We start from the raw sequence: 23,203 nt of genomic DNA on the forward strand, positions 1-23,203 counted from the left end.
CCGCTATGCTTCCTCGTCAAACCGCTGATCGCGTCGATTGCTTGTCTTGTGATCTTGCTACCAGAGGCGCTCGCGATCAGGGCTAAACCTGCCTCGAAGCGCCTTCGACGGGACACGCGCGCCATCAGGACGACCTGACAGCGCGCCCGTATTCAGCCGCCTGAGACTTCGGTGCAGTTGCCCCTACCCCATCCCGATTTGCTGCCTGAGGCAGAATAGTCGAACGTTCCCTTTTCGGGATGCACGTTATAGCTCAACGTGTAGTCTTCGCCGATATACAGGTAGGTTAGCGTGTCCAACCCCGGGTAGACCGCGACTACCTTGTCGATGTCACCAATAGTGATGTGGCCTTTGTCCTCACCTTCGTATTTTACCAATCGTGCAGCCATTTCCGGATGTTGTGCATCTGGTGCGTCGCACTCGAAAACACGCTCTTCCGCGAAGGCGGCAATCGGTAGAAAAATGAGGAAAAGTGGCGAGAATTTCATTTGGAGTTCGGTCCATTTCTTATGTGGCATTTCAGCCGCGCATATTGACCGTTTCGGGCGGGAATTTTTCTAAATTCAGGCGGTTATACGTTGAATTTTTCTGTTACACGACAGAACGCCGCTCCACTCGGGTACCAAGCGGAGTGTAGAAATAGAAACAGGCACGCTGATGCGAATGGCGCTTTAGAAAAAGCGCAGTCTTTGGCTGTCTCAACTCGATGAATGCGATACCTAAAACACGGAAATCAAAACGCTCGCAGCTGCTGCGAAACCAGCAAATGCCGCCACGCTTGCTAAGGTAATACAAATTATTTCCACTGCCGTGAGTTTCATTTCGAACCTCGCCTATGCCTCGCGACCGAAATAGATCAACATGCACGTATCGCAAAGTGAGCTAAAACTAACGTAGCGGAAAGCTGCTGCGAATACGGCGTGTATTCGCTCAAACCGCTGACTGAGCGATTCCTCCCCGGTTGTTGAGATACAAATTGAACCTTGACCTGTGGCACATGCGCATCATCACTCGTTCCGCCAATGAGAAAAGGGCGTACTCGCATCGAGTACGCCCCAGTGACAGGGAGGACAGTGAAAAAAACTCGCGCTCGCAACACAACATGAGCGCTAACTCTTTAACTGCATCCAGTTTGAGCGAGTTCACCCGTGCGTTCAGTGAAGCGAATTACATAGCGCTGACTTTTTTGACGAGCGGAAAAATTCGCCAATTTGTGGCTTACCGCGATACCACCTGAGCAAGAACCTGCGACGCAATACTGTAACCCGCTGTTTTTGATGGCGATCCCTGAAGGACTCGAACCCTCAACCTGCTGATTAGAAGTCAGCTGCTCTATCCAGTTGAGCTAAGGGACCGCTGCGCCCTTCTTGCGGTTTTTACGATCCGGGTTCAAGAGCCAAGCGCATGAAGGCGCTGTTTGGGTCTGGGGCATAGCCATAGATCGGGTCACAATAGGAATATCCCAAGGCTTCATACAGCTTACGCGCAGCGTCGTATTCGGGCAGATGCGCCGCCCCGGTTTCTAAAACCAGTGCTGAAAGGCCTTCTCGCTGCGCAAGATCAGCCAAGTGGGTCATCATGACCCGAGCCAACCCGCGTCCCCGCGCCGCCGCGACCACATGTACGGATTTCACCTCGGCCGTTCCATCTGGCAGGGTTTTCAACGCGCCGCACCCCAAAGCTGTATTGCCCTCATAAAGGGCCCAAAAGCGGATACCCGGCTCGCGCAAAGCTTCTACATCCAAGGTGTGATTGGATGTCTGCGGTGTTGCGTCCCAGCTATGGGCCAGATGGGCCTGGATGATGGGGCGAAGATCCTCGGATCCCGGATCAGCTTCGCGAATGTCGATCACTTAATGCGTCCAGGGGTTGCGGCGGTCCGTTGCGAAATTCTCACCATACCCGCGCGGGCGCAGGTTCGGTTTGCGCTTATGCGGCTCGCTGACCTGCACCTCGATACCATTGTCCTTGGCGTAATCCAGCGCCTCTTCTTTGGTCTCGAATTTCAGGCGCACCTGAGTCTGAGTATCGTTGGACGACGTCCACCCCATCAGCGGATCCACCTCGCGCGAGGATGCAGGGGCATATTCCAGAACCCACTTGCGGGTCTTGGCCATCCCCGAGGTCATCGCGTTTCGCGAAGGCTGGTAAATCCGTGCGCGCATGTCGCCTCTCCGTACTCACTTGGCTGACCCGTTTATGCGTCAGCGGAAGCCTCGGGACAAGATGTCAATTGTCACAACTGGTCACGAGCGTTGATGTCAAAAACTGTCATGAGCTGCGCCTATCAAGGGCGCAGAATTTTGAAACATCGACCAAGATAGTCATTCATGCACACAGCCTCTGATCCCGGAAACAGACCTGAATCCCGATCCGCCCTTGCAGCCGGACAAAATAAGAACAAATGTAAGGGCCTGACTCGGAGCCCAACCATGCCCTATGCCCATTCCGACAAAACTCAACTGACCGCCGAAGACGTGCGTGCTCGCCTGAAACTGGAAGGCGGCAAGCAGTTCGTCATGCAGACCGAATTCAACCCTGCGGGTGATCAGCCGACAGCGATCAAGGAACTGGCGGGCGGTGTTCTGGCTGGCGAGCGCGATCAAGTTCTGCTGGGGGCGACGGGTACCGGCAAGACCTTTACCATGGCCAAGGTGATCGAAGAGACTCAGCGCCCGGCGATTATCCTGGCCCCCAACAAGACGCTGGCGGCGCAGCTATACGGAGAGTTCAAGGGCTTCTTCCCCGACAATTCCGTCGAGTATTTCGTCTCGTATTATGACTATTACCAGCCCGAAGCCTATGTGCCGCGCAGCGATACCTATATCGAGAAAGAATCCCAGATCAACGAACAGATCGACAGGATGCGCCACTCGGCCACACGGGCTCTGTTAGAGAGGGACGATGTGATCATCGTAGCCTCGGTCTCATGCATCTACGGCATCGGCTCGGTCGAAACCTATGGGGCGATGACGCAGGACCTGAAGGTGGGCAAAGACTATGACCAGCGGCAAGTGATGGCCGATCTGGTCGCCCAGCAATACCGCCGCAACGATCAGGCATTTCAGCGCGGCTCGTTCCGGGTACGCGGGGACAGCTTGGAAATCTGGCCTGCCCACCTTGAGGACCGCGCCTGGAAGCTGTCTTTCTTTGGTGAGGAACTGGAACAGATCACCGAGTTTGACCCCCTGACAGGGGAAAAGACCGACACGATGGAGCATATCCGTGTCTATGCCAATTCCCACTACGTGACGCCCAAACCCACGATGCAGCAGGCGATCATCGGGATCAAAAAGGAACTGCGGATCCGGTTGGATCAACTGGTGGGCGAAGGCAAACTGCTGGAAGCGCAGCGACTTGAACAGCGCACCAATTTCGACCTTGAGATGCTTGAGGCCACCGGCGTTTGCAACGGGATCGAAAACTATTCGCGCTATCTGACCGGCCGCGCGCCGGGCGAGCCACCCCCGACCCTGTTCGAGTTCATACCAGACAACGCCATTGTCTTTGCCGATGAAAGCCATGTCAGCGTGCCGCAGATCGGTGGCATGTACCGGGGCGACTATCGCCGCAAATTCACCCTGGCCGAACACGGGTTCCGCCTGCCCTCCTGCATGGACAACCGCCCGCTGAAGTTCGAGGAATGGGACGCCATGCGCCCGCAATCCGTCTTTGTCTCGGCCACCCCGGCTGCGTGGGAGCTGGACCAGTCAGGCGGCGTCTTCACCGAACAGGTGATCCGCCCCACCGGGCTTTTGGACCCCGAGGTCGAAATCCGCCCTGTCAGCATGCAGGTCGATGACCTGCTGGACGAGGTCCGCAAAGTGGCCGCCGATGGTTTCCGCACGCTGGTCACAACTCTGACCAAACGGATGGCCGAGGATCTGACCGAATACCTGCACGAACAGGGCATCAAGGTGCGCTACATGCATTCCGATATCGACACGATCGAACGCATCGAAATCCTGCGTGACCTGCGCTTGGGCGCGTTTGACGTGCTGGTCGGCATCAACCTGCTGCGAGAGGGCCTCGATATCCCCGAATGCGGCTTGGTCGCCATTCTCGACGCGGATAAAGAGGGGTTCCTGCGATCCGAGACCTCACTGATCCAGACCATCGGCCGCGCCGCGCGCAACGCCGAGGGCCGGGTAATCATGTATGCTGACAAGATCACCGGCAGCATGGAGCGCGCTTTGGGGGAAACCAACCGCCGCCGCGCCAAACAGATCGCCTATAACGAAGAACACGGCATCACACCTGAGACAGTAAAGAAGAATGTCGAAGACGTACTGGCCGGGCTTTACGAAGGCGACGTCGACATGAACCGCGTCACCGCGACCATCGACAAACCGATGCACGGCGCGAATTTGGAAGCGCATCTGGACGGTCTGCGCGAGCAAATGCGCAAAGCCGCCGAGAACCTGGAATTCGAAGAGGCCGCCAACATCCGCGATGAAATCAAACGCCTCGAAGCGGTCGACCTGGCCGTCGCCGACGACCCCATGGCGCGCCAATGGGCGGTCGAGAAAGCCTCAGAGGACGCTGTGAAATCGCGCGGACGGTCAACGGCGGGGCGACCGGGGCAGCGGGGCGGGAATGTGAAGCGGAGGAAGAGCTAGACTGACAACGGCTTAATTCAAAGATGCTGCGCTCGGTGTCATTTGATTCAGCCGCCTTGCCTAACTGAATTCTGTAGCTAGTTTCAGGTTATGCGAGCCGTTCTGTTATTAATGATCCTTAGCACCCCCGCCTACGCGTGGGATGCAACCGTTGGTCAAATTTGCACCCTCTCACACGAGTCCGAAGCGTCGACGATATTCCTCACCTACGATCCGTCAAAACCGCTTTATTCAATCACCGTGACCCAAACGAACTCCGTTTGGACACAGACGCCATGGTTCGCGATGCGTTTCGAGGGCTCGTCACCGATCGAGATTGCTACATCCCGCCACGTTCTTTCGGATGGCGCAACCTCTTTGACGGTTACGAATACGGGTTTCGGCAACGTGCTTGATGGGTTGGAATACAACCAAAAAGCTTACGCATTCACGCAGGATCAGGTGACCGAATTCTCGCTGGTCGGCGCTGCGGAACCGGTGAGGGTTTTCCGCGAATGCGCGGGAGCTCAGCTGTCCTAAGTCAGTTGAGATTCCTAGAATCCAGATAGATTTCGACGAACGCTTTCAATTCGTTTGCAACTAATCTCAGACGCTAGAAACGCTGTGACCCGAGCGAGTTTTTTTCGCTCGGGCACGTATTTACCCTTTATCCCAATGCGCAATCACATCGTACCCAACCGGCGTCGGCGGGCCTTCCATGAACTCGGCGAAATGGCCCCATAGTTCGGCCACTTTGGGCGCGTTTGCATTCGATGTCGCTTCGCTCTCGACCACAGAGATCACATAGCCAGAGCCATCTTCGTTCATAACATTGGTGAAACTATGTATCCCGGGCATGCCCATAATCTCGGATTTCAGTTCATTCATTTTTGCCGTCGCCGCCTCACGCGAACCAGGCTTCATTTTGTATTGAGTAATCCGTGCAAACATAACTTTCCTCCCTCGTCTGGCGAAATTGCCCTAGGGCGCTGCCGGAACGGCTTCGCCTCGTGAAAGTTAGCACGGCAGCACTAAATCTCGTATTGATACTTAAGGATTCAGCGTTTTTTCAACCTTATGCCTCAACCAATTTTGGACACCAACACTTCAAGGTTGCAGCCCAGCGCCCTCTCCGCCACGTTTGACATCACAAATTGTGATTCCAAACGCTGCCATGACGAACCCCAACACCCTGCCCAGCACGCATGAGGTCCAAAGCGCCATTCATAAGGTGCGCGGTACCCGCGTGGTTTTGGCCGAGGATCTGGCGCAGTTCTACGGAAAGTCCGTCAGCGCCTTCAATCAGGCCGTATCGCGCAACAAGGACCTGTTCGAGGGCTATCGCTTTCAACTGACCGATGCTGAGGTCGCCGATTTGCAATCACAGAATGTGATTTCAAAACCGAAAGGTCGCGGTGGGCGGAGGGTTAATCCGTGGGTCTATACGGATTACGGTGTGGCCATCGCCTCGGCCCTGTTCAAAGACCCGCGCGCCATCAAGATCACACGGATGATCACCGAAGCCTTTGTCGATGGCGCAAACGCGCTGGCTGAAACCCCGCGCAGTGTACCGGAAATTCTACCGCCCGAGGGAGCTCCCGCGCCGCTGCTGCCAAATGGTGAACAACTGCGCATGCTGGCCGAAAACATCCTCGATTCCGGCCAGCAGAGCCTTGTCGATTATATCGCCAACCCAACCACCAAGCGGAAGCAAGCGGTGGCGGTGATCATGAAGACACTGGCCGAAACAGCAGGGGAAGAAGTGCGCACCCAACAGGAGCGTCTGCGCCTGCGCATCGCCGAACGATTGGCGACCGGAGATTATGTCGATGATGCGGATCGCAGGGGCCTGTTAGACTTGCTGAACGCGATGAAGGGCTAGCCCTCGTTAATTCTCCGGGGTGATGAATTTAGCGCTGCCAACAGATCGGGGAGCTGGGGCTTGTGTGCTCACCGGCTTCAGAGCTTCGGCGGTCAGAGGAACCTGAGCGTGAAAGACCGACGGGCATGAGACACCGTCGCCATCGGGATCATATTTCTTGTGATACCCGGGCTCACCCTCGCGGAAATGCCCAAATCCAATAGCGGCAACAGCATCGCATCCGGCCATGGCGACCAGATGGATAATCGCCTCATGTCGTTCGAAACTGGTGGCGCGTGGATAGATCGCCAACACAAGCATGGCCGTGGTCAGCGGAAGCGCTACGATCATCAGAAGGATACGCAAGGGCGACAATGCCTTCCTGCGCAGCCTTTCCGCCTTGGCATGCCGCCGTTTGGCGGCTGGCCCAAGTTTTCGTGATGTCTTTGGTTCCGGGGCCGCTGTCATGACCCAACCGGTACAGCCCGGATGTGGCAACTCTAAGGCACAGCTTGCGAAACCACTGCCTTGGCGTCTAAGTGACTGTGTCAGCGCACCACATGAACCGCACATTTCGCGTGCCGGACAACATGCGCTGCAGTTGAGCCAAGCAAGAGGTCCTGCATACCCGGCCGGTGCGAGGCCATGATAATCAGGTCGGGCTTGTTGGCTTCGACCCAGTCCAGAATGGTCCGCCCGGAATGCCCTTCAACCACTTCGCCTTTTGCATTCGGCAACTGCGCCGCCAGCGTTTCCAGTTCGACCTTTACCGCCTTGCGCGCTTCGGTCAGATATTCCGAGGGCACATAGGTGATCGCATAGTCAGGTATATGTTCGACAACATGCAAAAGCGTGACCTTCGCATCCGGTGTGGCCAGAACCTGAGCCAGCTTCAAAGGGCCTGACGTGTCGCGTTCGGCGTCGAATGAAATCGGAACGAGGATATTGTGATACATGGGCTGCGCCTCCTTCATTGCGCCGCCACGATGCATCTTTTGCCGAATTTCAGCTTTGATTCAGGTCAGAAAGTCAAAAGGTTTCGGCCACATCGTACATGACCGGTTCAAAGCTTTTGCACAGCTCGTTGATCTTCCGGTTCCGCTCGCGCATCTCGGGTGTCCTGAGCATCGCAAGGAAATCATCACGATTGACCCATTGGGAATAATTCGCGATCCGCGTTTGGGCATCATTCACATGCAGCCCAGCGGATATGAAACCGGGTTGTTTCGAGATGAAGGACGCATAAGCATCGGTCAACGCCTCGAGCAAATCCTGGCAGGTGCCGGGCGTCATCTCGAAGGTTGTTATCACTGTCTGACAGCTGGCGTCTTTTGAGATTTTGGGCATCTGGATCCTCCTCTTGGCTGATCTCAGCCTAGCACAGCTTTGCAAACAACGATGTGTTTCCGACGGAATTATCGCATCGCAATGGAAATTTCTCGAAATCGAAACCTTTACTAACGATGCGTTAACCATGCTTGGTGATGCTGCACGAATGTGTCGTTTTGTGTCTCTTCTATTAGTATGTCTAGCGCTATGCGGTCCCGCCTGGTCAGGCGCCTGGCTGCGCGAGAAAGGAACAGCATTTACAGCGTTTTCAGCTACGGCATTCAAAGAAGACCACGGCATCTACTCCTACAAGACCAGTTTCTACTCGGAATGGGGTCTGCGGCCGAAACTGACCATAGGTTTGGATGCAGAAGAGAGGCACGACTATTACGGGCACGCGCTGGTTTTCGCCCGCTTTCCCCTGGTGGATTTCAACACAAAAGGCCGTCTGGCTGGCGCGATCGGCGTTGGCGCCCACCATGAGGGGCTGCGCGCGTGGGCCTTGTACAAAGCAACGCTGTCCTACGGAAAAGGCTTTGACTCAGCTTTTGGGAACGGTTGGATCGCAATCGATTCAGCGCTTGAATACCGTCACCATTTAGATCTGTTCCGTAAACTGGATTTCACCGTCGGGCTGTCCTCGAAACGTCGGTTCGACCCGCTCTTGCAGATCGAAACCACATATATTTCGGGGCAACCTCTTTATTGGGCTGCGAGACCTTCGCTGATGTACCGCCCAAAGTCGGGGAAGCAGACCTGGATTATTGGCATCGAAGCAAACGCAGTTCAAAATCGGCCAGGACTGAAATTCGCTCTATGGCAAACCTACTGAAAGGCTGGCCGCTTCTGTAAGGCGGCCAACCTCAACTTGCTCTATTGCTCGACACGCATGGTTACCGAGACCGTCCCGCGGACTGCTTCGGGCCACTGTAATTTCACGTTGTTTCCCGAAGATCCCTGCGCCAATTCCACATATGGCGAATAGAAAGTATCCGCATTCAAATTATTTCTCATGCGGCTCAATGAAACAACCGAGTCACAACTCCGCGCTTTACCCCCGAAAGGCAACCGACCACCAGAACCAATGGTCCACCCCTTGGCGTTTGAGCTCTGAACATGTCTGATCCTCAGCGGGTTCGCACAAAAAGTAGTAATCCCATGGAATGTGTTGTTATCAAAAGTGACGTTTGCATAGCGGTCTTTATCTAGACCGGCGAATGTCGTATCGACGCGATCCACACGAGTGATATTGCCCGCATTTGTACGAAACGTATTCCCGGTAACGGTCAACCCGTTCAGGAAGTGTCCTGAACCATAAGGTCGCACGACGATATAGCTGAACCATGGCGCTACGTCGCTGCAATAAAAGACATTGTCCGTAATACTCAACGCACTGAACGAAAAGCTCGAACTAAAGTTTGGATTGGCATCACGTTCGTTTGTCCATTGGATGAAGCAATTGTCGACATAGTTCTCGGCGACGGATGAGCTGTTATAAGCACCGATCAACACGAGCCCCGCGTTGCGAACGCCATTTGGTACTGAGTCACCTTGAAAGAAGTGGTTGCCCAGAACAAGGTTATTGCTGCCGCCCAGCACGGCGAAATGGTGGAAGCGATTGGCCCGGTTGTGGCGCAGCTTCACGTCGTTGCCATTGGAATTGACCGCAATCGAAGTTCTGTCCGCAACATCCTCGCCTTCTTCGCTGGACAGAAACTGGCACCCGTCGATCAGCATACCCTGGCACCCCGAACCGATCGAGGTGATGCCGCGATCCATGGGACGGCTGACAAAGCAGTCTTTCAAAGCAAAGGTATTACCCGTCGGCGCGAGACGGATCGCGCTGCATCGGCTGTTACACTGGAACTCGATGCTTTCCATGTTGAACTTCTGCACCATGCTGAAGCCGCTGAAATCCAACAGGTACTTGAAATCTGTGAACGTAAAGGTTTGGGTCCCAGCCGCGTTGTAGATGGGGGCGCTCAGCGTGATCTGAGCCGCGCCAACATTCTTGTCCCGCACATAGATCTCGCGCCCTACACCGCTGCCGGTGACCAGTGATCCCACTGGAATATTCGCCACGTTGGCCACATTGGACAAGCGCAAGGGATCACTTGTCGAATAGGTCGCGACCGAAGTGTAGACATCGGTATCCCAGGCGGAACTGCTTTTGACGTCGAACTGCCCGTTACGAATGACCCGACGTGTGGCATAGCTGTCGCGGTTGGGGACAGCGGCCTGCATATCAATGGGTTCGCTCACCGAAATCTTGCGCCCGCCTAAATCCAACGAGTCATGGTCGGAGTTGTTCAAAAGCGCCTGAAACGCCTTTTTGAACGCCAGCGTCTCGTCCCCGAAGGCCGAGATATAGGTGGGCAGATCAAAGCTCTTTGTCAGCAGCAACATTGTCTCAGGCGCCATGGTCACGGTGCCATCGAACACCGCCTCGGAATTCAGGCTGACGTCCTGCCCCAGGAAATAAACACCTTCGGGCACATAGACCTTCCGGCCATTCGCCGCCTGATCCGCGGCCTCGAACGCGGCGGCATCATCTGCAACACCGTCGCCGATTGCACCGAAATCGCGCACATCGACGATACCGATCATGTCGCGCAGGAATACGCTGGTTGCATCGGTGATCTCAATATCATCCACCCGCACAACCGCGCCATTTGTGCCTTCGATATCGATGCCAAAATGCCCATAAATCGCGGTAGGACCCCAGGGCATATCCACACCCGCACGGTAACCGGTACCAACGATCGCCGTGATCTCATGCACCGTCCCATAACCGCTGAGCTGCGTGGCCGACCCCTGCTGCGCAACTCCTGCAACGTTGACATCCCCGGCGGCCCCAGCCCAACCCGCAATCCGGACCTGCGGCAGCGGGCCACTGATCGCTTTGACCCGCGCCTTGATCTGCAAATAGCAACCAGGCTGCAATGGCGTCTGTCCCATATATCGCAGCTGCTGGGTCGGGTTGGTTTTGAAGATTTCCAGGCACCCGGCGAAATCCGCATCAGAGGGCACGAACGCCCCGCTACCCGATCCGTCATAGGTCGGGGTACCCGGCGTCCCGTCGCCGCTGGACCACACCCCCAGGCCATTTGCAAAAGCAGGTGGCATGAACACGATGCCGTCGGTGATTGCCTTGTTCATAGAAATCCCTTTCCCAATCGCGCCAAGCGCAGGCGCGCCAAACCATTTGCCCGAGGCATGCCCGGACGCGTTGGTTTGAGTAAAGGAAACGAGTTAACTGCCGCTCTGCCCACCGTGACGGTGGTGTTGCGTCAAGCGGCGGGGTCGGCATTCCCCAAAAGCTGAACCCCGTTGATCTTCCAGCCGTTTTCTCTCTGGATCATCTGATAATCCAGCAGGTGAACCTGCCCCGAGCCATCCGTGATCATGACCTTCTGCCAGAGCGTGCCCGAGATTTCACGCAGCTCCAAAAACCGCACATCGGCAGGCCGCCGAACCATCGGATAGCCGTTGCGCACCATGGCTCCAAAGTTCTCGGGCGTTTGGAAGAGTCTTTGAATATTCGGGCTGGCGAAGGTGAAGGCGGTGGCAAAGTCATCCGCCTTGAACGCCTGTATCTGGGCCGCGATATTCGCCTCGATCTCATCACTCTGGGCCAAGGCCGCGGATGTCAGTCCTGCGCTCAGGAAAACGGCTAACAATAGGTTTCGCATGGGGCTACCTCCTGCATCAACAGTAGCCCCTTGCGACCCCGGGTCAAATTAGACCAGCTCTCCGGCCAAGGCTTTGTCTATCAGCGCGATGGTCTCGGGCACACCATAGAGCGCGATAAACCCTCCAAACCGTGGTCCTTGTGAGGCCCCCAACAGCACCTCGTAGAGTGCCGTGAACCAACCCCGCAACGGATCAAACCGATCACGCCCCACGGCATAAACCACCGATTGCAGCGCCTCGTCCTCAATCGGTCCATCATAGGCTTCCAGTGCCGTTTTAAGCGCCTCTAGTGCCTCGCGTTCCTGATCCGTTGGCGCACGGTGTTTGCGCGTCGGTTTGACGAAATCGTTGAAGTAACGCACGGCAAACCCTGCGGCCTGATCCAGATCGGGATGCGTTTCGGCTGTGGCTTCAGGTGCATAGCGACGGATAAAGCCCCACAGCGCTTCTTTGTCTTCCGCCCCTGAAACAGAGGCAAGATTCAACAGCATCGCAAAGGGAACGATCAGCGTCGATTCAGGTACATCACCACCATGAATATGCCATACCGGGTTGTTCAATTGAGCCTTAAGGTCCTGGCCCGGATAGGCCCGCAGTTGCTGATGATATTCATCATAGGCCTTCGGGATCACATCGAAATGCATCCGCTTCGCCGTCTTCGGCTTTTGGTACATGAAATAAGCCAGCGACTCGGTCGGCGCATAGGTCAGCCATTCGTCAATCGACACACCGTTGCCGGACGACTTTGAAATCTTCTGACCATTCTCATCCAGAAACAGCTCATAGCTGAAATGCTCGGGGGCACGGCCACCCAAGGCTCGGCAAATTGCGTCATAGATCTTTTCGTTTGTCGCATGTTCCTTGCCGTACATCTCGAAGTCTACGCCCAGCGCCGCCCAGCGCGCACCGAAATCCGGCTTCCACTGCAACTTGACGTTGCCACCGGTGACGGGAACGGTCCACTCTTTGCCGGTCTCGTCGTCGAAGGTCACTGTATAGGTCTCGACACAGACCTTCTTCATCGGCACATACATCACCCGACCGCTTTCGGGGTGCAACGGCAGGAAGATCGAATAGGTCTGCTGGCGCTCCTCGCGCAGGCTTTTCAGCATGATCGCCATGATCTCGTCATAGCGTTCAACCGCGCGCTTGAGGATCTCGTCGAACTGACCAGACTCATAGAACTCCTTGGCCGAGTAGAACTCATACTCGAACCCAAAAGTGTCCAGAAACCGACGCAACATCGCGTTGTTATGCGCGCCAAAGCTGTCGTATTCGCCAAACGGATCCGGCACAGATGTCAGTGGGCGCTGCAAATGCTGTTCCAAAACCTCGGGATTTGGCACGTTGCTTGGTACTTTGCGCATCCCGTCCAGATCATCCGAGAAACAGATCAGCTTGGTCGGAATATCCGACAACGCCTCGAACGCGCGCTTGACCATCGTAGTCCGCGCGACCTCACCAAACGTCCCGATATGGGGCAGGCCCGAGGGGCCATATCCGGTTTCAAACAGCACATATCCCTTCTCGGGCGCACCCTGCCGGTAGCGTTTGAGCAACCGGCGCGCCTCTTCGAAAGGCCAGGCCTTAGACGACATCGCGGTTTCACGCAGTTCAGACATAGTTTCAGCTCCAAAGGGATAAGCGCCGATTGCCCCGTGCAACCGACCGCGCCCCTCCTATTGTGCTGGCGCAGCATGAGTCAATAAAGCGTCCACAAAATAGCCGGTAAACACCGCAAAACATCGATTTCATTAGGTGATAAACCATAGGGGGGATAGGGTCTGGAAAATGTCGGACCAGTATCAAAGAAAACTCACTTCGATCTTTGCTGCGGATGTCGTCGGGTATTCCGCCATGATGGCCGAAGACGAAACCGGAACCATCAACGCTGTTCGGGCGCTCAAAAACGATCTGATCGAACCGATTGTACAAAGCCATTCCGGACGGATCGTCAAAACAATGGGTGATGGGTTTCTGATAGATTTCCCTTCGGTCGTCGACAGTGTCGAAGCAGGAATTGCGCTTCAAAACAAATTGTCAGGCGCCGAGGGCGAGCGTCTGAATGACAAAAGTATCGCGCTTCGGATTGGCATCCACCTGGGAGATATTGTGATCGACGACGGCGATATTTTCGGCGACGGCGTCAATATCGCCGCGCGTATCGAACCGTTGGCCCAATCCGGAGGCATCAGTCTTTCAGACGAAGCCTATCGTCAGGTTCGGGACAAGGTTGACGTCACATGGGCCGACGGGGGCGAGCATACCGTCAAGAACATGAACCGCCCCATTCGCGTTTGGCATTGGGAAAACGGAAAAACCCTGCCCGCCAAAGACCCCGAGTTGAACTTACCGGATCTTCCTTCGGTCGCGGTGCTGCCCTTCGACAACATGTCCAGCGATGGCGAGCAAGACTATTTCGCTGACGGGCTGACCGAAGATCTCATTACCGACCTGTCAAAAATCTCAGGCCTGTTTGTTGTCGCGCGCAACTCGACATTTGTCTTCAAAGGGCAAGCCATCGACATTCCGACCATTGGTCGGCGACTTGGGGTGGCAAATGTGATCGAGGGCAGTGTGCGCAAGCTTGGTCAACGGGTGAGAATCAATGTCCAGTTGATCGATGCCAAAACAGGCGGCCACGTTTGGGCAGATCGCTATGACGGAACTCTGGATGAGGTTTTCGAGTTGCAGGATCTGGTTTGCAACGCCGTGGTCGACGCTATGTCCGTAAAGCTGTCAAAGTCTGAAACCAAACGGCTGGGTACAATTCACACCACTGATATTGATGCCTACGAGCTGTTCGTGAAGGCAAAATCAACGCCCTACCCGCCAATCCCGGCCCGTATGGCCGCTGCCAACGAATTGTTTAAACAAACCGTCCAGAAAGCCCCCGACTTTGCCGGCGGCTATGCCGGTCAGGCTTGGATTGTTGGGTTTGGCGCCTTGTGGGGACATGAGGATCCGCAACCGATTGGCCTGCGCGCCGAAGCTCTGGCATATAAGGCCATATCGCTTGACCCCGAGTTTGGGTGGTCGCAAACCGTCCTCAGCCTGGCCTTGCTTGCGCAACGCAGGTTTGACGAAGCGCAACAAGCTGCAGAAAAAGGTCTTTTGCTGCTGCCCGGCGATGCGGACGCCCATGTGTTTTCTGCCATTGTCAACGGAATGCGTGGGAACTTCGCCGCTGCGGTTGACGCTGCCGAAGCTGCGTTCCGTTTAAGCCCGAATTTCGTGAACGGGCCCTATTTGAACGTGATTGCCCACGCAAATTTCATGGCAGGAAACCATCACGCCGCACTTGCCGCATATGAACAGAATGTCTCCCGGGGTGGACCGGTAGGACCGCCTGCTTTGTGCTGGGCTGCGGCCTGCTATCATACGACCGGCCAAGCAGACAAAGCCAGCATGACCCTACAGGATTTGACGGCAGGGTTTCCACAGTTCCGTCTGTCGAACTGGAACTTCATCAAGCTGATCGAAACGGAGCACACACGCCGGGTGATCGAATCCTCGTTTAGGGACGCTGGCCTGCCGTTCTGACAGGCGAAAGGTCGCAAACGAAAACAAGCTGTTGAACCTGCCAGCGCCGCCCCATATCGTGCGGATGCAAAATTTGGATGCAGGACCAGCACTATGCCCGAACAGAACACTCACTCCTTGTCCCCGCAAGACTGCCTTGTGGCAATCATGGTCGCCGTTTCTGTCTCGGATGAGAAAATTCGAACCGCAGAACTGGTCAAGATCGAAGCAGCCGTGAACCTGCTACCGGTTTTTGCGGATTACGACATAGACCGCACACGTCGCGTGTCGCAGATCGTGTTTGATCTGTTCGAACAAGAAGACGGGTTGGACGCTCTGTTCGGATTGATCCGCGAGAATTTGCCCGACCGTTTGAATGAAACAGCATATGCTTTGGCATGCGATGTGGCAGCCGCAGACGGATCTTTGGCCGAGACAGAATTGCGATTGCTGGAAGAAATCCGTTACGAGTTGAACGTCGATCGCCTGCACGCCGCCGCTATCGAGCGTGGCGCCCGCGCGCGTCACGTCGTCTGATCCGCCCGCGCACGAACTCTAGCTACCGTACAAAGCGCCCCACCGCTCGATCAAAGCCCGTTGCATCTTTCGCGACCGACTGTTCCAACTGCGCGCTCCGCTGGGGCGTTCGCGTTGCGATCGTGGGATTGTGGCGCGATGTTCGACATCGGCCGTGAATATGGCAAAGGCCAGTTCCGAGCCACCCGCAGTGGTCAAAAACCCTCCAAGACCCGACACAAAGTTCAACGTCCCGGTTTTGGCATCCACCTTGATCGGATGATCCCGCACCACGCGCCCCTGACGATCCGTCAAAGCAAATGGCTTCAGCAACGGTCGCAAAGCTCCGGTTTTCCGTGCTATGACCAAAGCAGCGACCAGGTCTCCCGGGGCCATCCGCGACATATCACCAAGACCCGAATGATCAACCATTGCGATCCGGTCGACACCATAGGTCTCAGCCGCCCAACGGTTCATCTCCTGCGCCGAACCCTGCAAGTTTCGAATATCGGCGCCGCGTTTAATCGAAGCCGCCATGCCAACCATTTCGGCAGTGATATTGGTCGAGTATTTCAGCATTCCCCTCAGAATGCTCTCAAGCGGATCACTTTGATGAACCACGAGAACCTTGCCGCTGGGCATTTCACGCGTGATTTGCGCGTCTTTCAGAACAATACCGTTCGCCCGAGCCAAAGTGCGGAAAACATCGCCAGCATACCGACCTGGCTTTCGAACGGGTAACCAGCGCGCACCTTCCGCACCCAAAGCCGCGCGTGCGACGCTCCATCGGTCCTGTCGTGCGCTGCGGCTGTAGGTGTAGATTGGTGTTTTCCGAGGCTCGACGCGCATCGTCGCCATGTCCACATCCGGGCGGTACTTGGCACTGCGCGCATCCATGGTCACCGCATATGTACTACCGCTGCGTTTCCACTCAAAATGTACTCTGTTGAAGTTCAGTGAAATCCCGCTGATCGATGGGCTATACCCGACATGATCCGGCTGTTCAGGATCGATGCTGAAGACATAGGGCAAAGCCCCAACATAGACCTTAAGGGCACCGCGAACCTCAGTAATACCCGCCTCGCGCAGAGCAGTGGCCATTTTGGCCAGGTCATCAGTGTCCAGCAAAGGATCACCACCGCCGACAAGGATAAGGTCACCGTTGAGAATACCATTTTCAATGGCTCCGGTCGCCAGCAGCCGAGTTTCAAACCGATGGTCCGCCCCCAAAACGTCAAGTGCGTATAGCGCAGTCAGCGCCTTGGCAACGCTGGCCGGAGGCAGACCCATGTCGCCACCCATTTCTTCAAGTTGAAGACCGGTCGAGACGTCGGCCACCGCAAATACCACTTCCCCTTTCAACCCCGCCGCCTGCACAATCCGCTCTGCACCCGAAGGCTGCGCGCCTCGCAAAACCGGCCGCAATGACACAAGCGGCGCGTCGGCAAGAGCCGGAGCAGAGATCGCCATCGACCCAAGCCCGGTTAGAAATAATCGGCGTGACAGATGTTGAACCATGAAGAGATTAAAATCCCAGCGCTGAATCTCAGACAACAGTCGAAATTCAATATCAGCGAAAGGGGGCTATTCCGGCAACACTCCATCCTGCCAGATGCCGCGATTGCGAAGATCCGTTGAACTCAAGTTGATCATCGGAACGTTTACAAAACACCAGGCGGGGGCTTCGGCACGGCCCAGCAGGTGGCGCGCCTGCCCATCCACCCGGTATTTCGCATAGACCCGCGCTGCAGGCGACATACGGGCCGAAATCCGATCCCCGGGGCGCGCCACGACGCCAACGGGCACGCTGTCCATGATCAGCCGCCAATCCTTCCACTTGTGGAACTGCGCCAGATTATCGGCCCCCATCAACCACACGAACTTTACCTGTGGGTATAGCTTGCGCAGCGCGGCCAGGGTATCCGCCGTTGCCCGCGTCCTGGTCAGGGCTTCGATATCAGTGACCTCTACATCAGGGTGCTGCATCACTTCCTTTGCAGCGCGCAATCGCTGCGAAAGTGGTGCAGGCCCCCTTTGCTTCAGGGGGTTTCCAGGCGATACGAGCCACCAGACGCGGTCAAGCCCAAATGCTTTCATCGCCTCAAGCGTGACATGCACATGTCCGCGATGCGGCGGGTCAAAGGATCCTCCGAACAGCCCGATGACCTGCCCGGGTGCGGCGTATGGGATGTCAAATCGTTCCATCCCCCGCTGATGTTCAGAACTCTTGCGGCTTGTCAATCAACTGGTTGAACCGGATCACCTAACCGGGCCTGCCCTGGCTTCAGAACCTCAGCACACCAGCCGCCATGTCCGCGCACCGTAGAATACCCGCCCTCGCCCAACGCCTCCTCCATCCGGCTGCACGGCGCGCAAATGCCGGTGAACCGCAATACCGCTTGTCCCACCTGCACCTCTCGCCCCTTAAGCGCCGACAGATTGATCCCCGAGACCACCAGATTGCGCCGCAACACATCGGGTGCCACCGCTCCTCGCCCCAAATACCCGCCAATTGCACTCGCTGGATCAACGTCACTGCCCGTTTGCCCGCACGCGCCCGGTCGCCCTCGATCCCATCGGTCAGAATCATCGCGGCCTCCACAACCTGCATCCCGGCCCGGCGCTGGGGCCGCAGACCGATCCATTCGATACGACCCGGCTGTGCACAACCTGCGATAAGCTCTGACAGCGACATTTACTACTCCAACTGCAAACCGATTGACGACCAAACCAAGTTCTGTTGATCTGCCCGTGTCAGGCCGCCCCTCAAGACCGTGGGCAACCACATTCTGCGGGGTTTCCCCGTGGCTTACGACCTGACTGCATACATTCGGCGCATGACCCAGGCTTGCCGTTGGCAAGGACAGGTCATGCCGAACAGAGATATGGTTGAGGGACGGTTCTGATCAGACCAAAGCTATTAAAAAGATGCATTTACAACAAGCCATTCAGTCCCTTGCGGCTTCACTCTCTCAGGCGCAGTGGACCTATTTTGATACAAAACTGATCCTTCAGCAGCGCCTGCCACCCAGACTGCAACACCTGGCGCCAAGCTTGGCCCGCAGGGTAGTGTCTGCCCTGCCGCAACCCTATGCGCCATCCGCAAGGACAATCGCTCAAGCATTGGCGAGCTTTCCTGAAACGGGGCAGATTGCGCGATATGCTGAACCCCGCAAGCTTGTTGCGCCGTTTCCGATCGCGCCTCAGAATTTTGCCCCCATCGACATCTTTCAGTCGCTCAACCTGCCTGACCTGTCCAGTTGCGATGAACTGGCTGAATGGCTTGCAATCCCTCCGATCCAATTGGTGCGCTTTGCCGACCTGAACGGGCTGTCAAATCGAACCAAGAATGCATTTGCACCTCACTACCGGTTCCATATCATTCCAAAACGCGACGGCACATCGCGCCTGATCGAGGAACCCAAGCCCGTCCTCAAACGTCTGCAAAGACGCGTTCTGCGATCCATGCTGAACCAGGTTCCCGCCAGTCCCCACGCCTTTGGATTTGTGCAAAAACGAACCTGCATTCAGGCTGCGGCGCGTCATTGCGGTGAACCCTTGGTGGTCTCGTTCGACCTGAAGAACTACTTCACATCCATCACCTATCCACGTATCTTCGGCGTGTTTCGATGCTTGGGATACCCCGCCGACGTCGCTCGACACCTGACCGGCCTGGTCACCTTGGTGACCCCGGCACATGTTCGCGCCCAATTGGGGCGAACTGGCCATCACGACCTGCGCCGCCGACATCTTCCTCAAGGCGCACCGACATCGCCCGCACTTGCAAACCTGTGCAGCTTTAACCTGGACCGACGCCTTGCTGGGCTCGCACAGAGCCTTGATGCGACCTATACGCGATATGCCGACGATCTCACCTTTTCCGGTGAAACCCACATTGCGCGAACCCTGTGCAGCGCGGTCCCGGATATCATCCGAGACGAAGGGTTCACCACCAACCCAGACAAAACGCGCGTCATGCCAAGCCATAGATCTCAGGTCGTGACCGGGATCGTCGTCAATCACCATGTCAACATCACTCGCAAAGACTTCGACCGGCTCAAAGCACGCATCCATCGCCTTAGGTCGCAGGGCAAAGACCAGCCGGAAACACTCCAACATCTGGACGGCCAAATCGCATGGGTGGAACAAGTCAATCCACACAAGGGTGCAAAGCTGCGCCAGCGCTTCGAACACGCATTGTCTTTGACCTGACCAACTCCATTGCCCCCACCAACCGCATCCGCTATCACACCGGCCAATTCAATTTCCCCGACCCAGAGGACGCGACATGGCCGCCTATCAATATGTCTACCACATGCAAGGTGTCTCAAAGACCTATCCCGGTGGCAAAAAGTGTTTTGAAAACATCCACCTGAGCTTTCTGCCCGGCGTGAAAATCGGTGTTGTCGGCGTCAACGGCGCGGGTAAATCGACCCTGATGAAGATCATGGCCGGGCTCGACAAGGATTTCACCGGTGAGGCCTGGGCGGCCGAAGGCGCCAAGGTCGGATATCTGCCGCAGGAACCGCAGCTGGATGAATCCCTGACCGTCCGCGAAAACGTGATGCTGGGCGTGGCCGAGAAAAAGGCCATCCTGGATCGCTATAACGATCTGGCCATGAACTATTCCGACGAAACCGCGGATGAGATGGCCAAGCTGCAAGATGAGATCGACAGCCAGAATCTCTGGGATCTCGACAGCCAGATCGACGTCTCGATGGAGGCGCTGCGCTGCCCGCCGGACGATGCCAATATCGCCAACCTCTCGGGCGGTGAGAAACGCCGCGTGGCGCTCTGCAAGCTGCTGTTGGAAGCGCCCGACATGCTGCTGCTGGACGAACCGACCAACCACTTGGACGCCGAAACCATCGCTTGGCTGCAACAGCACCTGATCGACTACAAAGGCACCATCCTGATAGTCACCCACGACCGCTATTTCCTGGACGACATCACCGGCTGGATTCTCGAACTCGACCGGGGCCGTGGCATTCCGTATGAGGGGAACTACTCCTCGTGGCTGGAACAAAAGGCCAAACGGCTGGAGCAGGAAGCCCGCGAGGACAAGTCCAAGCAGAAAACCCTGCAACGCGAGTTGGACTGGATGCGCCAGGGCCAGAAAGCCCGTCAGGCCAAATCCAAGGCCCGGATCAACGCCTATAACGAGCTGGCCGAACAGTCCGAGCGCGAAAAGCTGACCCGCGCCCAGATCGTGATCCCCAACGGCCAGCGCCTTGGCGGCAAGGTGATCGAGGTCGAAGGCCTGTCGAAACACATGGGTGACAAACAACTGATCGAAGGGCTGGACTTCGCCCTGCCCCCCGGCGGCATCGTCGGCGTCATCGGCCCCAACGGTGCGGGTAAATCGACCCTGTTCAAAATGCTCACCGGACAGGAACAGCCCGACAGCGGCACCATCACGCTGGGCGACACCGTACAGCTGTCTTACGTGGACCAGTCCCGCGACGACCTGAAAGACAACGACACCGTGTGGGAGGCGATAACCGGCGGCGCCGAGATCATCCAACTGGGTGACGCCCAGGTCAATTCCCGCGCCTATTGCTCGTCGTTCAACTTCAAGGGCGGCGACCAGCAGAAAAAGGTCTCGTTGCTGTCAGGGGGTGAACGCAACCGCGTCCACATGGCCCGCCTGCTGAAAGAAGGCGGCAACGTCCTGCTGCTCGACGAACCGACCAACGATCTGGACGTCGAAACCCTGCGTGCACTGGAAGACGCCCTTGTCGATTTCGCAGGCTGCGCCGTTGTGATTTCCCACGACCGCTTCTTCCTCGACCGGATCTGCACGCATATCCTGGCATTTGAGGGCGACGCCCATGTGGAGTGGTTCGAGGGCAACTTCGAGGACTACGAAGAGGACAAAAAGCGCCGTCTGGGACCAGACGCGCTGGAGCCCAAGCGGTTGAAGCATAAGAAGTTCGTTCGATAAATCGCAACGCGATTTTCGGACGGGCGCGAGGCAGCGTCCGCATAGCGGGTGCGTTCGCGCTCCGTAGCTTTGAGTGCAAGCTTGGCATCTTTTGCACACTTGCTAACGATACTCGAAATATTCTTGTAACGCTGGGCGGTCTTCTGTCTGCCCTTTCAACTACAGTTTAGCATTAACCGTGGCTACAAGCGTAGGACGGGTTTTCCGCGTGTGTCTTCTTCCACCAATCCACCCGAGATTACCCAACCAGCACGCGCGTCACCGTTAGCCAGTGAATACGACCAATCGGGCGGGAGTCTCACCAAAGCATGTTCAAGTGATCTGAACAAAAAAGACGCACCTCATCGGTCCCGCCCAACCCCAACCCGTTTTGAGGTGGCACCCCGCCACTCTTCCATATAGTATTAACGAGATACGTTCCCAAAACGGGGCGGCAACCGATTAAACACAAGACATTCTCGCGATGAGTGGAACCCTAAAAAAGTGTTCAACCCGTTGGATGCGCAGCGCGCAGAAGAAGGTTGCGCTTGTGCGCTCTCAGATTCAGCCGGAACGGCGTCTGAGGCATCGGGTGATTGTGGCCAGCAATGGGCGCGCGGGCAGCACGTTGACCTATTCGGCCTTGATGGAAGGTCTGAACAAGACCGACCCTCGGCCCGTGAAACGGGCACGGTTTGTGCCTCGGCTGGCCCATGCGGAACACTCAGCACCCTGCCTGTTCAAGACGCATGATTTCCCCGCAGCCCTTGGCGCCTGGCCCGAGACCACGCGGGCGGTGTTCTGCTTTGGCGACACGCAGGATTCCGCGCTATCGGTCTATTCCGCCAAGTCGCGGTATGGCGACGAATGGGTTACGGAACATTTTGAGCATCTTCAGGCCACCGGCAGCTTTGACGAGTTGTTCGAACGCGATGTGCTGCAACAGGCGCGTCAGGTCAAGGAATGGGCCATCTTCGAACAGGTGCCCGTCCTATGCGTTCACTATGATGCACTGTGGGATCATGAAGAGACGATCTCGGACTTCACCGGGATCGCCTTCAAGGCCCCGCCCAGACGCGCGCGCGTCGCCAAGGACATCCCATCGGATCTCAGACAAGCGGCCGAGCGACTTTATGGGCCGATTGATGCGCTGATCAACCAGCTTCCCAAGTGCTTCGTGGCCGGGCCGCAATACAAAGGTTTGGTCAGCAAACTACCCTCCTGAAGCCTGCGGAAATTTGCTGGGGCGTTCATAAGCTACTCTTGCGTCAGACCATTCGGAGTGACATACCAATGGGGCTTACGTTTTTCTATTTCGACCTACTGTCTCCTATCACGGCGCTCAGTCACTCGATCCAGACCGACGACGCCAGGCTGCCGCAACCCCGTGGGCAGCATCAATCAGGAGACAACGGATATGCCCGCAGGCACCGTTAAATGGTTTAACACCACCAAAGGCTACGGCTTTATCGCGCCCGAAGACGGCGGCAAAGACATCTTCGTCCACATCTCGGCCGTCGAACGTTCGGGTCTGACCGGACTGGCCGACAACCAAAAAGTCACGTACGAGCTGCGCTCGGGCCGTGATGGCCGCGAAAGCGCGGACAATATCGAGCTTGCATAAGCTCTGAAAGGGCAGGGTCTTTCCCTGCCCTTTGCACCGGCAACACATGTCAGAAAGAACATGTGAAATTTGAATACGCCCTAAAATTGACCAATTGTGCTATCATACTTTCGGTAAAGTTTTGATTGTAATGGTTA

23 protein-coding genes and 1 tRNA gene are annotated in these 23,203 nt (G+C 56.4%); 10 read left to right on the plus strand and 14 right to left on the minus strand.

The genetic code is table 11. The annotated features are described in order from the left end of the window. Nucleotides 1-152: 152 nt before the first annotated feature. The 4 genes from GOW40_RS13315 to GOW40_RS13330 form a co-directional block, all read right to left on the minus strand. Nucleotides 153-389, minus strand: coding sequence for a hypothetical protein (locus GOW40_RS13315; protein ID WP_171231048.1), 237 nt, complete (start codon nucleotides 387-389; stop codon nucleotides 153-155). A gap of 889 nt (nucleotides 390-1,278) precedes the next feature. Then, nucleotides 1,279-1,355, minus strand: a tRNA-Arg gene (locus GOW40_RS13320). 21 nt (nucleotides 1,356-1,376) lie between these two features. Beyond that, a complete protein-coding gene (locus GOW40_RS13325) occupies nucleotides 1,377-1,853 on the minus strand; it encodes a GNAT family N-acetyltransferase (protein ID WP_171130751.1) in 477 nt (158 codons plus the stop codon). Further along, nucleotides 1,854-2,165: an ETC complex I subunit gene (locus GOW40_RS13330; RefSeq protein WP_171101126.1), complete on the minus strand. Its 312-nt coding sequence runs from the start codon at nucleotides 2,163-2,165 to the stop codon at nucleotides 1,854-1,856. It lies immediately after the preceding gene. A 267-nt stretch (nucleotides 2,166-2,432) separates the two neighbouring features. Here GOW40_RS13330 and uvrB point away from each other — a divergent pair, with 267 nt between their 5' ends. Together uvrB and GOW40_RS13340 are read left to right on the plus strand one after the other, a co-directional pair. After that, nucleotides 2,433-4,619, plus strand: coding sequence for an excinuclease ABC subunit UvrB (gene uvrB, locus GOW40_RS13335; RefSeq protein ID WP_171130752.1), 2,187 nt, complete (start codon nucleotides 2,433-2,435; stop codon nucleotides 4,617-4,619). A 90-nt stretch (nucleotides 4,620-4,709) separates the two neighbouring features. Further along, a complete protein-coding gene (locus tag GOW40_RS13340; protein WP_171130754.1) occupies nucleotides 4,710-5,138 on the plus strand; it encodes a hypothetical protein in 429 nt (142 codons plus the stop codon). Between the two features lie 120 nt (nucleotides 5,139-5,258). Here the strand turns inward: GOW40_RS13340 and GOW40_RS13345 are convergent, their stop codons facing one another. Next, the gene (locus GOW40_RS13345; RefSeq protein WP_254444446.1) at nucleotides 5,259-5,522 is read right to left on the minus strand and encodes a hypothetical protein; all 264 of its coding nucleotides are present in this window, start codon (nucleotides 5,520-5,522) and stop codon (nucleotides 5,259-5,261) included. Nucleotides 5,523-5,772: 250 nt separating this feature from the next. On the opposite strand from GOW40_RS13345, the gene GOW40_RS13350 reads away from it, so the two are divergent. Next, a complete protein-coding gene (locus tag GOW40_RS13350) occupies nucleotides 5,773-6,480 on the plus strand; it encodes an ORF6N domain-containing protein (RefSeq protein WP_171130757.1) in 708 nt (235 codons plus the stop codon). 6 nt (nucleotides 6,481-6,486) lie between these two features. Here GOW40_RS13350 and GOW40_RS13355 read toward each other — a convergent pair whose 3' ends face one another. The 3 genes from GOW40_RS13355 to GOW40_RS13365 form a co-directional block, all read right to left on the minus strand. Further along, nucleotides 6,487-6,927, minus strand: a complete 441-nt coding sequence (locus GOW40_RS13355) for an excalibur calcium-binding domain-containing protein (protein WP_254444447.1) — start codon at nucleotides 6,925-6,927, stop codon at nucleotides 6,487-6,489. Nucleotides 6,928-7,007: 80 nt separating this feature from the next. Further along, nucleotides 7,008-7,415, minus strand: coding sequence for a universal stress protein (locus GOW40_RS13360; protein WP_171131220.1), 408 nt, complete (start codon nucleotides 7,413-7,415; stop codon nucleotides 7,008-7,010). A 73-nt stretch (nucleotides 7,416-7,488) separates the two neighbouring features. Beyond that, on the minus strand, nucleotides 7,489-7,806 hold the full coding sequence (locus tag GOW40_RS13365) for an antibiotic biosynthesis monooxygenase (protein ID WP_171101114.1): 318 nt from the start codon (nucleotides 7,804-7,806) through the stop codon (nucleotides 7,489-7,491). Between the two features lie 13 nt (nucleotides 7,807-7,819). Here GOW40_RS13365 and GOW40_RS13370 point away from each other — a divergent pair, with 13 nt between their 5' ends. Continuing rightward, nucleotides 7,820-8,620 (plus strand): hypothetical protein, encoded by an 801-nt coding sequence (locus GOW40_RS13370; protein WP_254444448.1) that lies wholly within the window; start codon nucleotides 7,820-7,822, stop codon nucleotides 8,618-8,620. A 41-nt stretch (nucleotides 8,621-8,661) separates the two neighbouring features. Here GOW40_RS13370 and GOW40_RS13375 read toward each other — a convergent pair whose 3' ends face one another. The 3 genes from GOW40_RS13375 to GOW40_RS13385 all read right to left on the minus strand — a co-directional run bounded on the left by GOW40_RS13375 (nucleotide 8,662) and on the right by GOW40_RS13385 (nucleotide 13,103). Beyond that, the gene (locus tag GOW40_RS13375; RefSeq protein ID WP_171130759.1) at nucleotides 8,662-10,947 is read right to left on the minus strand and encodes a glycosyl hydrolase family 28-related protein; all 2,286 of its coding nucleotides are present in this window, start codon (nucleotides 10,945-10,947) and stop codon (nucleotides 8,662-8,664) included. Between the two features lie 131 nt (nucleotides 10,948-11,078). Next, the gene (locus GOW40_RS13380; protein WP_171130761.1) at nucleotides 11,079-11,480 is read right to left on the minus strand and encodes a DUF4864 domain-containing protein; all 402 of its coding nucleotides are present in this window, start codon (nucleotides 11,478-11,480) and stop codon (nucleotides 11,079-11,081) included. Nucleotides 11,481-11,528: 48 nt separating this feature from the next. Further along, nucleotides 11,529-13,103: a lysine--tRNA ligase gene (locus tag GOW40_RS13385; RefSeq protein WP_171130763.1), complete on the minus strand. Its 1,575-nt coding sequence runs from the start codon at nucleotides 13,101-13,103 to the stop codon at nucleotides 11,529-11,531. A 169-nt stretch (nucleotides 13,104-13,272) separates the two neighbouring features. Between GOW40_RS13385 and GOW40_RS13390 the strand changes: the two genes are divergently transcribed. Both GOW40_RS13390 and GOW40_RS13395 read left to right on the plus strand, forming a co-directional pair. Next, nucleotides 13,273-15,024: an adenylate/guanylate cyclase domain-containing protein gene (locus GOW40_RS13390; RefSeq protein ID WP_171130765.1), complete on the plus strand. Its 1,752-nt coding sequence runs from the start codon at nucleotides 13,273-13,275 to the stop codon at nucleotides 15,022-15,024. Between the two features lie 93 nt (nucleotides 15,025-15,117). Then, complete coding sequence (locus GOW40_RS13395; RefSeq protein ID WP_171101105.1) at nucleotides 15,118-15,540, plus strand: tellurite resistance TerB family protein; 423 nt, start codon at nucleotides 15,118-15,120, stop codon at nucleotides 15,538-15,540. 18 nt (nucleotides 15,541-15,558) lie between these two features. Here GOW40_RS13395 and dacB read toward each other — a convergent pair whose 3' ends face one another. The 3 genes from dacB to GOW40_RS22460 form a co-directional block, all read right to left on the minus strand. Continuing rightward, on the minus strand, nucleotides 15,559-17,037 hold the full coding sequence (dacB, locus tag GOW40_RS13400) for a D-alanyl-D-alanine carboxypeptidase/D-alanyl-D-alanine-endopeptidase (protein ID WP_171130767.1): 1,479 nt from the start codon (nucleotides 17,035-17,037) through the stop codon (nucleotides 15,559-15,561). 66 nt (nucleotides 17,038-17,103) lie between these two features. Then, the gene (locus GOW40_RS13405; protein WP_171130769.1) at nucleotides 17,104-17,724 is read right to left on the minus strand and encodes a nicotinate-nucleotide adenylyltransferase; all 621 of its coding nucleotides are present in this window, start codon (nucleotides 17,722-17,724) and stop codon (nucleotides 17,104-17,106) included. Nucleotides 17,725-17,756: 32 nt separating this feature from the next. Beyond that, nucleotides 17,757-18,005: an MOSC domain-containing protein gene (locus tag GOW40_RS22460; protein WP_371731849.1), complete on the minus strand. Its 249-nt coding sequence runs from the start codon at nucleotides 18,003-18,005 to the stop codon at nucleotides 17,757-17,759. Between the two features lie 442 nt (nucleotides 18,006-18,447). Between GOW40_RS22460 and GOW40_RS13415 the strand changes: the two genes are divergently transcribed. The 4 genes from GOW40_RS13415 (at nucleotide 18,448) to GOW40_RS13430 (ending at nucleotide 23,066) form a co-directional block, all read left to right on the plus strand. Beyond that, nucleotides 18,448-19,731: a reverse transcriptase family protein gene (locus tag GOW40_RS13415; protein WP_171231049.1), complete on the plus strand. Its 1,284-nt coding sequence runs from the start codon at nucleotides 18,448-18,450 to the stop codon at nucleotides 19,729-19,731. 76 nt (nucleotides 19,732-19,807) lie between these two features. Beyond that, complete coding sequence (ettA, locus tag GOW40_RS13420; RefSeq protein WP_171130773.1) at nucleotides 19,808-21,463, plus strand: energy-dependent translational throttle protein EttA; 1,656 nt, start codon at nucleotides 19,808-19,810, stop codon at nucleotides 21,461-21,463. Between the two features lie 499 nt (nucleotides 21,464-21,962). Continuing rightward, nucleotides 21,963-22,667 carry a hypothetical protein gene (locus tag GOW40_RS13425; protein ID WP_171231050.1) on the plus strand — a complete coding sequence of 235 codons (705 nt, stop codon included), beginning with the start codon at nucleotides 21,963-21,965 and terminating at the stop codon, nucleotides 22,665-22,667. A gap of 192 nt (nucleotides 22,668-22,859) precedes the next feature. Then, on the plus strand, nucleotides 22,860-23,066 hold the full coding sequence (locus tag GOW40_RS13430) for a cold-shock protein (RefSeq protein ID WP_170378838.1): 207 nt from the start codon (nucleotides 22,860-22,862) through the stop codon (nucleotides 23,064-23,066). Nucleotides 23,067-23,203 lie beyond the last annotated feature (137 nt).

Origin of the sequence: Ruegeria sp. HKCCA6707, from assembly GCF_013033515.1 — a bacterium.
Taxonomy (GTDB): Bacteria; Pseudomonadota; Alphaproteobacteria; order Rhodobacterales; family Rhodobacteraceae; genus Ruegeria.

Bases quoted from the DNA above. Each gene is read 5' to 3' on its own strand.
- GOW40_RS13315 (WP_171231048.1), bottom strand. From the start codon at position 389: ATGGCTGCACGATTGGTAAAATACGAAGGTGAGGACAAAGGCCACATC.
- GOW40_RS13330 (WP_171101126.1), bottom strand. From the start codon at position 2,165: ATGCGCGCACGGATTTACCAGCCTTCGCGAAACGCGATGACCTCGGGG.
- uvrB (WP_171130752.1), top strand. From the start codon at position 2,433: ATGCCCTATGCCCATTCCGACAAAACTCAACTGACCGCCGAAGACGTG.
- GOW40_RS13340 (WP_171130754.1), top strand. From the start codon at position 4,710: ATGCGAGCCGTTCTGTTATTAATGATCCTTAGCACCCCCGCCTACGCG.
- GOW40_RS13345 (WP_254444446.1), bottom strand. From the start codon at position 5,522: ATGAAGCCTGGTTCGCGTGAGGCGGCGACGGCAAAAATGAATGAACTG.
- GOW40_RS13350 (WP_171130757.1), top strand. From the start codon at position 5,773: ATGACGAACCCCAACACCCTGCCCAGCACGCATGAGGTCCAAAGCGCC.
- GOW40_RS13355 (WP_254444447.1), bottom strand. From the start codon at position 6,927: ATGACAGCGGCCCCGGAACCAAAGACATCACGAAAACTTGGGCCAGCC.
- GOW40_RS13360 (WP_171131220.1), bottom strand. From the start codon at position 7,415: ATGTATCACAATATCCTCGTTCCGATTTCATTCGACGCCGAACGCGAC.
- GOW40_RS13365 (WP_171101114.1), bottom strand. From the start codon at position 7,806: ATGCCCAAAATCTCAAAAGACGCCAGCTGTCAGACAGTGATAACAACC.
- GOW40_RS13375 (WP_171130759.1), bottom strand. From the start codon at position 10,947: ATGAACAAGGCAATCACCGACGGCATCGTGTTCATGCCACCTGCTTTT.
- GOW40_RS13380 (WP_171130761.1), bottom strand. From the start codon at position 11,480: ATGCGAAACCTATTGTTAGCCGTTTTCCTGAGCGCAGGACTGACATCC.
- GOW40_RS13385 (WP_171130763.1), bottom strand. From the start codon at position 13,103: ATGTCTGAACTGCGTGAAACCGCGATGTCGTCTAAGGCCTGGCCTTTC.
- GOW40_RS13390 (WP_171130765.1), top strand. From the start codon at position 13,273: ATGTCGGACCAGTATCAAAGAAAACTCACTTCGATCTTTGCTGCGGAT.
- GOW40_RS13395 (WP_171101105.1), top strand. From the start codon at position 15,118: ATGCCCGAACAGAACACTCACTCCTTGTCCCCGCAAGACTGCCTTGTG.
- dacB (WP_171130767.1), bottom strand. From the start codon at position 17,037: ATGGTTCAACATCTGTCACGCCGATTATTTCTAACCGGGCTTGGGTCG.
- GOW40_RS13405 (WP_171130769.1), bottom strand. From the start codon at position 17,724: ATGGAACGATTTGACATCCCATACGCCGCACCCGGGCAGGTCATCGGG.
- GOW40_RS13415 (WP_171231049.1), top strand. From the start codon at position 18,448: ATGCATTTACAACAAGCCATTCAGTCCCTTGCGGCTTCACTCTCTCAG.
- ettA (WP_171130773.1), top strand. From the start codon at position 19,808: ATGGCCGCCTATCAATATGTCTACCACATGCAAGGTGTCTCAAAGACC.
- GOW40_RS13425 (WP_171231050.1), top strand. From the start codon at position 21,963: ATGCGCAGCGCGCAGAAGAAGGTTGCGCTTGTGCGCTCTCAGATTCAG.
- GOW40_RS13430 (WP_170378838.1), top strand. From the start codon at position 22,860: ATGCCCGCAGGCACCGTTAAATGGTTTAACACCACCAAAGGCTACGGC.